10 protein-coding genes are annotated in these 11671 nt (G+C 59.9%); 8 read left to right on the top strand and 2 right to left on the bottom strand.

Features of this window, described 5'->3' with window-relative positions; genetic code table 11:
- Window positions 1-20: 20 nt before the first annotated feature.
- Complete coding sequence (locus KZH41_RS11075; RefSeq protein ID WP_010211607.1) at window positions 21-734, bottom strand: UTRA domain-containing protein; 714 nt, start codon at window positions 732-734, stop codon at window positions 21-23.
- Window positions 735-1273: 539 nt separating this feature from the next.
- Here KZH41_RS11075 and KZH41_RS11070 point away from each other — a divergent pair.
- From KZH41_RS11070 to KZH41_RS11045, 6 genes are all read left to right on the top strand, one after another.
- The gene (locus tag KZH41_RS11070) at window positions 1274-2341 is read left to right on the top strand and encodes an ABC transporter substrate-binding protein (protein WP_094952105.1); all 1068 of its coding nucleotides are present in this window, start codon (window positions 1274-1276) and stop codon (window positions 2339-2341) included.
- Window positions 2342-2549: 208 nt separating this feature from the next.
- Complete coding sequence (locus tag KZH41_RS11065; protein ID WP_263274818.1) at window positions 2550-3356, top strand: alkaline phosphatase family protein; 807 nt, start codon at window positions 2550-2552, stop codon at window positions 3354-3356.
- A gap of 5 nt (window positions 3357-3361) precedes the next feature.
- On the top strand, window positions 3362-4198 hold the full coding sequence (locus KZH41_RS11060) for an ABC transporter permease (protein WP_176462973.1): 837 nt from the start codon (window positions 3362-3364) through the stop codon (window positions 4196-4198).
- Window positions 4185-4985: an ABC transporter permease gene (locus KZH41_RS11055; protein ID WP_094952108.1), complete on the top strand. Its 801-nt coding sequence runs from the start codon at window positions 4185-4187 to the stop codon at window positions 4983-4985. Before KZH41_RS11060 ends, KZH41_RS11055 begins: the two co-directional genes overlap by 14 nt.
- Window positions 4982-5971, top strand: a complete 990-nt coding sequence (locus KZH41_RS11050; protein WP_242155253.1) for an ABC transporter ATP-binding protein — start codon at window positions 4982-4984, stop codon at window positions 5969-5971. The genes KZH41_RS11055 and KZH41_RS11050 overlap by 4 nt, the downstream gene beginning before the upstream one ends.
- Window positions 5972-6000: 29 nt before the next feature.
- Entirely contained in the window at window positions 6001-6654 is a 654-nt protein-coding gene (locus tag KZH41_RS11045) for an HAD family hydrolase (protein WP_263274817.1), read from the top strand.
- Between the two features lie 143 nt (window positions 6655-6797).
- On the opposite strand, the gene KZH41_RS11040 is transcribed toward KZH41_RS11045, so the two are convergent.
- Entirely contained in the window at window positions 6798-7760 is a 963-nt protein-coding gene (locus KZH41_RS11040) for a zinc-binding dehydrogenase (protein WP_242155252.1), read from the bottom strand.
- Between the two features lie 138 nt (window positions 7761-7898).
- Here KZH41_RS11040 and KZH41_RS11035 point away from each other — a divergent pair, with 138 nt between their 5' ends.
- Together KZH41_RS11035 and KZH41_RS11030 are read left to right on the top strand one after the other, a co-directional pair.
- Window positions 7899-9980: a carboxy terminal-processing peptidase gene (locus KZH41_RS11035; RefSeq protein WP_176462974.1), complete on the top strand. Its 2082-nt coding sequence runs from the start codon at window positions 7899-7901 to the stop codon at window positions 9978-9980.
- A 118-nt stretch (window positions 9981-10098) separates the two neighbouring features.
- Window positions 10099-11598, top strand: coding sequence for a GGDEF domain-containing protein (locus KZH41_RS11030; protein WP_263274816.1), 1500 nt, complete (start codon window positions 10099-10101; stop codon window positions 11596-11598).
- Window positions 11599-11671: the final 73 nt, after the last annotated feature.

The raw sequence follows: 11671 nt of genomic DNA, 5'->3' as shown, positions 1-11671 counted from the left end.
ACAAGCCCGCCCCCGCAGCGTCACACCACATCCACCCCCACATGAATCGCATCATGCCGCCAAAACTCCAGGTCGCAGTCGATCAAACGCTGGTGCTGGTCATAATTGACCCGGGCAATGCGCAGGCCTGGGCTGCCCACCGACACGCGCAACGCGGCGGCGGCCTCCACCGGCAGTGACGTCGGCACAATCTCAAAACGCACGCGCCCGTAATGCAGGTCGTACTTGCGCGCATACAGCTCGGTCATCGACTGATTCAAATCACACGCCAGAATCCCTGGAAAATACTGCGGGTTCAGGTAGTGCTCCACATACAACACCAAGCGCCCATCAATCCGCCGGCCCCGGCAGATCTGGATCACACTCGACAATGCCGGCAACTGCAGCCAGGCACACACCGCCGCCGACGCCGGTTGCAGCCGCGCCGAAATCACCTCCGTAGACGCCACCCGCCCCTGGTCGCTGACCATCGCGTGAAAGTGGCTGCGCTGCATCAGGTTATAGGCCAGGCGTGGCGGCGAAACAAACCAGCCACGGCGCTCTTCGCGATAAATCTGCCCTTGGGCTTCCAGCTGTAACAAGGCTTCCCGCACGGTAATGCGCGTGGTACCAAACAACTCGCTGAGCTTGCGCTCGGCGGGCAACTTACTGGCAGGTGGCAGCAGGCCATGGTCGATCTGCTCTTGCAGCGCCAGGCCGATGGATGTCACCGCCTTGATTGCCTCATCACGCATTAACGTTACCTATCTGGACTAGACCAGCACCGTTCAGGTGCACAAACCGCGCTGTATTCGGGCGTCTGCTGTTGCTTGCTAGCCTAGGCATAACAGATGACCGACAGATGACAGTCCCTGTCCACGCCCGCCTCCATACTCTGCAATACATCGGCCAAGTCCAGGGCCTGCGGGTACTTGAGCATGGTCTACGCTGAGTCTGGAATGAGCGACATAAGCGATTTAAAAACGACATCGACATGAAACTGTCATCCAGCGAGCCTAGATTGGCTCAGGTATTGCTCTGACCTAGACCAAACGGGGCGGTTCATCACTGATTTCTTGGGGCGCGCCGGGCCCTTCGGGTTGTGCCTGAAAGCCGGGCAGGCAAGGCGCAGTCCGCAGGTAAGGGTTGTTTCCTTGCCAAGGACTGCAACACAGCATGGCCGGCTTTCAGGCACAACCCGAAGGGCCCGGCGCGCCCCAAGAAATCAGTGATGAATCGCCCCCCGCAAACGTTCATAAAAACGCCGCGTTGAAAACGCCCAAAGGAGCTTCGGATGAAAAAGCTTTTCCTGGCATCACTGTTAGGCTCGACCATTGCCATGTGCACCGCCGCCATGGCCGCTGACACCGATTTGAAAACTTTGGAAGCCGCCGCGAAAGCGGAAGGCGCCATCAACAGCGTCGGCATGCCCGATGACTGGGCCAACTGGAAAGGCACCTGGGAAGACCTGGCCAAGACCTACGGCCTCAAGCACATCGACACCGACATGAGCTCGGCCCAGGAAATCGCCAAGTTCGCCGCCGAGAAAGACAACGCCAGCGCCGATATCGGTGACGTCGGCGCCGCCTTCGGCCCGATCGCGGTGAAACAGGGCGTGGCCCAGCCGTACAAACCGACCACTTGGGCACAAGTGCCGGATTGGGCAAAAGATAAAGACGGCAACTGGGCACTGGCCTACACCGGCACCATCGCCTTTATCGTCAACAAAAAACTGCTGCACGGCTCCGAAGCCCCGAAAAGCTGGGCTGATCTTAAGACCGGCAAATACAAAGTCTCCATCGGTGACGTGAGCACCGCCGCCCAAGCCGCCAACGGCGTGCTGGCTGCAGCCTTGGCCAACGGTGGCGACGAGAAGAACATCCAGCCTGCGCTGCTGATGTTTGCCGAGATCGCCAAGCAAGGCCGCCTGTCACTGGCCAACCCGACCATCGCCACCATGGAAAAAGGCGAAGTCGAAGTGGGTGTGGTTTGGGACTTCAACGGCCTGAGCTACAAAGCCAAGATGGCCAACCCGGATGACTACGTGGTGCTGATCCCCTCGGACGGCTCGGTGATTTCCGGCTACACCACCATCATCAACAAATACGCCAAGCACCCGAACGCCGCCAAGCTGACCCGCGAGTACATCTTCAGCGACGCCGGCCAGACCAACCTGGCGCGCGGCAACGCTCGGCCTATCCGTGCCGAGCACCTGACCCTGCCGGCCGATGTACAGGCCAAGCTGCTGCCGAACGAGCAGTACAAGAAAGTCACGCCGATCAAAGATGCCGACGCTTGGGAGAAGACCTCCAAGGCACTGCCGCAGAAGTGGCAGGAAGAAGTCATTATCAATATGCAGTAAGGCCTGAGCTGTAAACACGGTCAGTGTAGGCGCTGGCTTGTGTGGGAGCCGGGCTTGCCCGCGATGCAGACGACTCGGTGTTTCATGTGATCCGAGGTGATGCTATCGCAGGCAAGCCAGCTCCCACACAGGCCCGCTCCCACATTTTTCACTCAGTTCCCCCCAGAACACCGAACCAAGTCTAATCCGTTGCGGAGCCCCAGCCCCTATGAAGCACAACGTCATCCTTGTGGTGCTCGACGGCCTGAACTACGAGGTTGCCCGCCATGCCATGGGGCATCTGCAGGCCTATATCGGCGCAGGACGCGCAGCGCTTTACAAACTGGACTGCGAACTGCCGGCCCTGTCCCGGCCCTTGTATGAATGCATCCTCACCGGCGTGCCACCGATCGACAGCGGCATCGTCCACAACCATGTCTCGCGCCTGTCCAACCAGCGCAGCATTTTCCATTACGCCACCGACGCAGGTCTCACCACAGCGGCGGCGGCTTACCACTGGGTCAGCGAGTTGTATAACCGCACACCCTTTATTGCCGCGCGTGACCGTCATACCGACGACAAGGCGCTGGCGATCCAGCACGGGCATTTCTACTGGAATGACCACTACCCGGACTCGCACCTGTTTGCCGACGCCGAGAGCCTGCGCCGAAAACACGCGCCGAATTTCCTGCTGGTGCACCCAATGAACATTGACGACGCTGGCCACAAGCATGGCCTGGACACCGCGCAATACCGCAACGGCGCGCGCTCGGCCGACATCATCCTTGCCGACTACCTGCAAGGCTGGCTCGACGCCGGCTACCAGGTGCTGGTGACCGCCGACCACGGCATGAACAACGATCGCTCGCACAACGGCCTATTGCCGGAAGAACGCGAAGTACCGCTGTTCGTGCTGGGTTCGGCGTTTAACTTCGACCCCGCTGCCAGCCCTAAGCAAACCGACCTGTGCGGCACCGTCTGCGAGCTGCTGGGTGTGCCCCATGACAAACCTGTATGCCGGGAGCTGTTGAAGTGAACGCCATGACCCGTAGCAAATGGCTGGCGATCCTGTGCCTAGTGCCCTTTGCGCTGTTCTTTATCGTGTTTGAAATCGCCCCGCTGGTGTGGGTAATGATCAACAGCCTGCAATCGGAAGAGTTCGGCTGGGGCCTGGCCAACTTCACCAAGATCTTCAGTTCGAAGTTCTACCTGCAGGCCATCCAGTACAGCCTGGAGATCAGCTTCTACTCCAGCGTGTTCGGCATCCTCATCTCAGTGCTCGGTAGCTATTCGTTACGCCGCGTCGATGGGCGGTTGCGCAATTTCGTCACCGCCTTCGCCAACATGACCAGCAACTTTGCCGGTGTGCCACTGGCCTTCGCCTTCATCATCCTGCTGGGCTTCAACGGCAGCATCACTATCATGCTCAAGCAGGCCGGAATCATTCAGGACTTCAACCTGTACTCCAAGACTGGCCTGATCATTCTTTACACCTACTTCCAGATTCCACTGGGCGTGCTGCTGCTCTACCCGGCCTTTGATGCGTTGCGCGAAGACTGGCGCGAATCGGCCTCCCTGCTTGGCGCCAGCAGCTGGCAGTTCTGGCGGCACATCGGCCTGCCGGTGCTCACCCCGGCACTGCTCGGCACCTTCGTGATCCTGCTGGCCAACGCCCTTGGCGCCTATGCCACGGTGTACGCGCTGACCACCGGCAACTTCAACGTATTGCCAATCCGCATCGCGGCGATGGTCTCCGGCGACATCTCCCTGGACCCGAACATGGCCAGTGCCCTGGCCGTGGTGCTGGTGGCGCTGATGACCGTGGTCACCGTGGTCCATCAACTGCTGCTCAAGAGGAGCTACCATGTCTCGCGCTGAAGCCGGCTCGGCCGCCCTCTACCATCGCGTAGTGGTGTACCTGTTGTTTGCGATCCTGGTGTTGCCGCTGGTGGGCACCTTTGTCTACTCGATTGCCAGCAGTTGGTCGGCGACCATCCTGCCCTCCGGCTTCACGCTGAAATGGTACGTGCAACTGTGGAGCGACCCGCGCTTTTTGGCCGCTTTCGGTCAGTCGCTGCTGGTATGTGTGGGCGCGTTGGTCCTGTCGGTGGTGCTGATTCTGCCGCTGCTGTTCGTGGTGCATTACCACTTCCCCCGACTCGACGCGCTGATGAACATCCTCATCCTGCTGCCCTTCGCGGTGCCGCCGGTGGTGTCGTCGGTGGGCTTGCTGCAACTCTACGGCTCCGGGCCGCTGGCGATGGTGGGCACACCGTGGATCCTGATCGGCTGCTACTTCACCGTGGCGCTGCCGTTCATGTACCGCGCGATCACCAACAACCTGCAAGCGATCAACCTGCGTGACCTGATGGACGCCTCGCAGCTACTCGGCGCCAGCACCTGGCAGGCGGCGATCCTGGTGGTGCTGCCGAACCTGCGCAAAGGCCTGATGGTGGCGCTGCTGCTGTCGTTCTCGTTCCTGTTCGGCGAGTTCGTGTTCGCCAATATCCTGGTGGGCACCCGCTACGAAACCCTGCAGGTGTACCTCAACAACATGCGCAACACGAGCGGCCACTTCACCAGTGCCATCGTCATTTCCTACTTCTTCTTTGTGCTGGTGCTGACCTGGGCCGCCAATATCTTGAACAAGGACAAAAGCCAATGAGCTTCGTCAGCGTCCAACACCTGCAAAAAGGCTACGCCGGCACCCCGGTGTTCAGTGATATCAATTGCGAGATCGCCAAGGGCGAATTCGTCACCCTGCTCGGCCCGTCCGGTTGCGGCAAGTCGACCTTGCTGCGCTGCATCGCCGGCCTCACCTCGGTGGACAGTGGCCAAATTCTGCTGGATGGCCAGGACATCGTGCCCCTGAGCCCACAGAAACGGCATATCGGCATGGTGTTCCAGAGCTATGCGCTGTTCCCCAACATGACCGTGGAACAGAACGTCGCCTTCGGCCTGCGCATGCAAAAGGTCAACGCCGACGACAGCCACAAGCGCGTGCAGGAAGTGCTGCAATTGGTGGAACTCAAGGAGCTCGCTGGCCGTTATCCGCACCAGATGTCCGGCGGCCAGTGCCAGCGCGTGGCCCTCGCCCGCTCCCTGGTGACTCGCCCGCGCCTGTTGCTGCTGGATGAACCGCTGTCGGCGCTGGATGCACGGATTCGCAAGCACCTGCGCGAGCAGATCCGCCAGATCCAGCGCGAACTGGGGCTGACCACGATTTTCGTGACCCATGACCAGGAAGAAGCACTGACCATGTCCGACCGCATCTTCCTGATGAATCAGGGCAAGATCGTACAAAGCGGCGATGCCGAGACCCTTTACACTGCACCGGTGGATGTATTCGCCGCCGGTTTTATCGGCAACTACAACCTGCTCGACGCAGACAAGGCCAGCCAGTTGCTGCAACGCCCGATCAGCGGGCGCATCGCGATTCGCCCGGAGGCCATCGAACTGAGCCGCAGCGGCGAGCTGGACGCACTGGTGCGCAGCCACAGCCTGCTGGGCAACGTGATTCGCTACCGCATCGAAGCGCGCGGCGTGGAGTTGGTGGTGGATGTACTCAACCGTTCGGCCGACGACCTGCACCCGGATGGCCAGCGTTTGGCACTTTCCATCGACCCCAGTGCGTTGTGTGAAGTAGCCTGACGCGACGATTTAATGAGAGAGCATGACGGATGGCATTGGTAATTTTTGATTTGGACGACACCCTGATCCACGGCGACTGCGCCACCCTGTGGAGCGAGCAGATGGGCCGCCTGGGCTGGGTCGACCCTGAGTCGTTTATGCGCGAGAACAACGAATTGATGGACGCCTACAGCCAGGGCAAGCTACGCATGGAAGACTTCATGGCCTTCAGCCTGGAGCCGATGATCGGCCGCACGCCGGAAGAAATCGAGCACCTGGTGGAACCCTGGGTCGAGGACGTTATTGAGCCGCTGATCTACAGCGACGCCACCAAGACCATCGCCCGGCACCGTGCGAATGGCGACCGGGTCCTGGTGATTTCCGCCTCGGGCACGCATTTGGTCACGCCGATTGCGGCACGCATCGGTATCGACGAAGTGTTGGGAATTGATCTTGACGTCAGCCATGGCGCGTACAGCGGCCGTACCGTGGGTGTACTGACTTACCGTGAAGGCAAGATCACGCGGTTGCTCGAATGGTTAGAGCGCGAAGGTGAGACGCTGGAGGGTGCGTATTTCTACTCGGATTCGCGCAATGATTTGCCATTGCTGCTGAAGGTCGATCACCCGCAGGTGGTGAACCCGGACCCGGTGTTGCGCGAGCATGCCGAGAAGGCCGGCTGGCCGATCCACAACTGGGTGTGACCCCGACTTATTTGAATTGAAATCCAATCCACTGTGGGAGCGGGCTTGCCCGCGATAACGGTGTATCAGATGAAACATTCTTCACTGAGACACTGCTATCGCAGGCAAGCCAGCTCCCACATTGAACGCATTCCAGTTCAGAGTCAGGCCAAACTGTCGTCAATCACCAACACCAACTTCCCGGAGATCTGGTTGGTCGCCAACTCGGCAAACGCCGCCTCGGCATCCTTGATCGGGAAGGTCTTGGCCAGTTGCGGGCTCAAGCGCCTCTCGGCAAACAGCGGCCATACATGCTGGCTCAAGTCACTGAACAGGTCCGCCTTGAACTGATCACTGCGGCTGCGCAGGGTTGAGCCGAGCAGCTGGATACGCTTGCCCAGCACCTGCGCCAGGTCAAGCTGCGCGTCGCGCCCGCCCATCAAGCCAATCAACACCCAGCGACCGTCCAGGGCCAGCAGCTTGAGGTCCAGCGCCGCATAGTTGCCACCCACCGGGTCGAGGATCACGTCAAACGGCCCGAAATCGCGCAGCCCTTCAATCCCGTCAGTACGTACAACGCCACCCTGGGCGCCGAGTGCTTCGCAGTAGGCCAGGCGCTCCGCCGAGCCGACGCTGACCCAGCACGGGCTGCCAAACGCCTTGCACAGCTGGATCGCCGCCGAGCCCACGCCACTGGCGCCGGCATGCAGTAATACTTTTTCACCGGGTTTTAGACCCGCCAGCTGGAACAGATTCAGCCACGCCGTGCTGTACACCTCAGGCAACGCCGCTGCTTCGGTCAGCGACAAGCCTTCCGGCACTGGCAGCACGTGGCGCGCATCCACCACCACTTCTTCGGCCATGCCGCCACCGGCCAGCAGCGCGCAGACGCGATCGCCGACCTGCCAGGACGACCCCGGCCCCACTTCGCTGATGATCCCGGAACACTCAAGACCGAGCACAGCGCTGGCCCCGGGCGGTGGCGGATAGAGCCCCGCGCGCTGTAATAAATCGGCGCGGTTGAGGCCCGCAGCCGCCACACGAATGCGAACTTGGCCTACATCGCAGGTAGGACTGGGTTCTGTCAGCCACTCCACATGACCTTCAACGCCTTGCAATGCTTTCACAGTGCCTCCATAGTGAGTCTGGACTGAGCCCGTTGCTGTAGCGCCGGGCTTTTTGCATTATGCGACCGGATCATATGGAACCGGCTCCCTCAAAGACGGCCTAATATGCGTTATCAATTGCCCCCGCGTCGAATCAGCATGAAGCATCTGTTCCCCAGCACCGCCCTCGCTCTTTTCATTGGTCTCGGCTTCGCGTCGATGTCGACCAATACGTTCGCAGCCAATAGCTGGGACAACCTTCAGCCTGATCGCGATGAGGTGATTGCCAGCCTTAACGTTGTCGAGTTGCTCAAGCGTCATCACTACAGCAAGCCGCCGCTGGACGACGCTCGCTCGGTGATCATCTATGACAGCTACCTCAAGCTGCTGGATCCGTCGCGCAGCTACTTCCTGGCCAGCGATATCGCTGAGTTCGACAAGTGGAAGACCCAGTTCGACGACTTCCTCAAGAGCGGCGACCTGCAGCCCGGTTTCACCATCTACAAGCGCTACCTGGACCGCGTCAAAGCGCGTCTGGACTTCGCCTTGGGTGAGCTGAACAAAGGCGTCGACAAGCTCGACTTCACCCAGAAGGAAACCCTTCTGGTGGACCGTAAGGACGCGCCTTGGCTGACCAGCACCGCCGCCCTTGACGACCTGTGGCGCAAACGCGTCAAGGACGAAGTGCTGCGCTTGAAGATCGCCGGCAAAGAGCCCAAGGCCATTCAAGAGCTGTTGACCAAGCGCTACAAGAATCAGCTGGCACGTCTGGACCAGACCCGTGCCGAAGATATCTTCCAGGCCTACATCAACACCTTCGCGATGTCCTACGACCCGCACACCAATTATCTGTCGCCAGATAACGCGGAAAATTTTGATATCAACATGAGTCTGTCGCTGGAAGGCATCGGTGCCGTCCTGCAAAGCGACAATGACCAAGTCAAGATCGTACGTCTGGTGCCGGCAGGCCCTGCCGACAAGACTAAGCAGGTCGCCCCGGCCGACAAAATCATCGGCGTAGCCCAGGCCGACAAAGAGATGGTCGACGTGGTCGGCTGGCGCCTGGACGAAGTGGTCAAGCTGATCCGTGGGCCGAAAGGCAGCGTGGTGCGCCTGGAAGTGATTCCGCACACCAATGCACCGAACGACCAGACCAGCAAGATCGTGTCCATCACCCGTGAAGCGGTGAAGCTCGAAGACCAGGCCGTGCAGAAGAAAGTCCTCAACCTCAAGCAGGATGGCAAGGACTACAAGCTGGGCGTGATTGAAATCCCGGCCTTCTACCTGGACTTCAAGGCGTTCCGCGCTGGCGATCCGGACTACAAGTCCACCACCCGCGACGTGAAGAAAATCCTCACCGAGTTGCAGAAAGAGAAAGTCGACGGTGTAGTCATCGACCTGCGCAACAACGGCGGCGGTTCTCTGCAGGAAGCCACCGAGCTGACCAGCCTGTTTATCGACAAGGGCCCGACCGTGTTGGTACGCAACGCTGACGGCCGTGTCGACGTGCTCGAAGACGAGAACCCAGGCGCCTTCTACAAAGGCCCGATGGCGTTGCTGGTCAACCGTCTCTCAGCTTCGGCCTCGGAGATTTTCGCCGGCGCCATGCAGGACTATCACCGTGCGCTGATCGTCGGTGGCCAGACCTTCGGCAAAGGCACCGTGCAGACCATTCAGCCGCTGAACCATGGCGAGCTGAAACTGACGTTGGCCAAGTTCTACCGGGTATCCGGGCAGAGCACCCAGCATCAGGGCGTGCTGCCGGATGTCGACTTCCCGTCGATCATCGATACCAAGGAAATCGGCGAGAGCGCCCTGCCCGAGGCCATGCCGTGGGACACCATCCGCCCTGCGATCAAGCCGGCGTCGGACCCGTTCAAACCGTTCCTGACGCAGCTTAAGGCTGACCACGACGCCCGCTCCGCCAAGGATGCCGAGTTCGTGTTTATCCGCGACAAACTGGCCCTGGCCAAGAAGCTGATGGAAGAGAAAACCGTCAGCCTCAACGAAGCGGATCGCCGTGCGCAGCACACCAGCATCGAAAATCAGCAGCTTGTACTGGAAAACGCCCGCCGCAAGGCTAAAGGCGAAGACCCGCTCAAAGAGCTGAAGAAAGAAGATGAAGATGCACTGCCGGCCGAGCCTGAAAAAACCAAGCCGGAAGACGACGCCTACCTGGCCGAAACAGGTCGGATCCTGCTGGACTACCTGAAAATCAGCAAGCAGGTGGCGAAGCAGTAAATGATGGCAATTTAATGTGATCGCTCCTCAGAGTGTCATCATATAGACATCATTCTGTCGTGAAATGAAGGACCGCCGGCGTTGAGCCTGCGGTCCTTTTTTTTCGATCGAGACCGACATGACCATGACCGAACAGCTGAATGCATTGGGCTCTATCCTGGCTCAAGGCAGTTTGCACAGCCTGTTCCAACCGATCATTTGCCTGTCCGAACGACGCATCCTGGGCTACGAAGCCCTCAGCCGTGGCCCGTCCAACAGCCCGTTGCACTCCCCAGTAGCCCTGTTCACAGTCGCCCGCCACGCCGGGCGCCTCAGCGAATTGGAAATGGCCTGCCGTGAAAGCGCCTGCCGACGCTTCAGCGAGCAAAAACTGCCGGGCAAGCTGTTCCTGAATATCTCGCCGGAATCCTTGATGGAAACGGCGCATCAACCGGGGCGCACCCTGCAACTGCTGCGCGACTTCGGCATTCCGCCCAGCCAGGTGGTGATCGAACTCACCGAGCAGACCCCCACCGACGATTTCAACCTGCTGCAAACCGCGCTTCATCATTACCGCGACATGGGCTTCGCCATCGCTCTGGATGACTTGGGCGCCGGGTATTCCAGCCTGCGCTTGTGGTCGGAGCTGCGCCCGGATTACGTGAAGATCGACCGGCACTTTATCGACGGCATCCATCAGGACGCACTCAAGCGCGAGTTCGTCGGCTCCATCCTGCAAATCGCCAGAGCTTCGCGCGCCCAGGTGATTGCCGAGGGCATTGAGCTGCCGGAAGAACTGGCGGTATTGACGGAGATGGGCGTTGACCTGGTGCAGGGCTACCTGCTTTGCCGTCCGCAGGAACACCCACCGCAGGAAGCACGCCTGATGCTGCCCAAGCAAGACAACGCCAACATCGCCCTCAACGAGGAAGGCAGCGACCTCAGCGCTCTGCTCAACGAGCAACCGGCGGTGCACCAGGACACCGCCACGGCGCTGGTGTTGGAGTCGTTCCGCCGCCAGGCTAACCTCAACTCACTGGCGGTACTGGACGGGCGCGGCCATCCGGTCGGCATCGTGCATCGGCACTCGTTGTCCGACGCGCTGCTCAAGCCGTTCGCCACTGACCTGTTCGCGCGCAAACCGATCAGCCGTTTGATGAGCGATGACTTTCTGGCAGTGGAGCTGAGCCAATCCCTGCAGCAAGTCAGCCGACTGTTGACCAGCCGTGCGCGGCAACGGATTGAGGAAGACTTCATCATCACGCTCAATGGCGATTACTTGGGGCTGGGCCGGGTGATCGATGTGCTCAAGCTGATCACCGAGCTGAAAATCCAGCAGGCACGTTACGCCAACCCACTGACCCTGCTCCCCGGCAACGTGCCGATCCAGCAGTGCCTGACGCGGCTGTTGCAGCAGCAAAGAGAGTCGGTGATCTGCTACGTGGATATCGACAGTTTCAAGCCGTTCAATGACCTAAAGGGATTTCACTGTTTGAAATTTATTGACGTGCCTAGCCCTTCGTCTCCCCAAGCCCGTGAGCAAGGGGCCATCCCGGACAGATCAACACAAGTCAGGATCACGATAGATTTTCCTCCCCCCTCATACCCGGATGGTGAGCCCTCTTCTGAAAAGAGGTAGATGACCCCGAGATGGTGCTTACAGGCATATAGACATCACCACCAGCCTCGGTTAGGGTTCGGCCTACCGCTTG

The organism is Pseudomonas sp. YeP6b, assembly GCF_025642995.1.
GTDB lineage: Bacteria > Pseudomonadota > Gammaproteobacteria > Pseudomonadales > Pseudomonadaceae > Aquipseudomonas.
The sequence above is the reverse complement of the archived record's forward strand: the minus strand, read 5'-3'. Positions and strand labels throughout refer to the sequence as shown.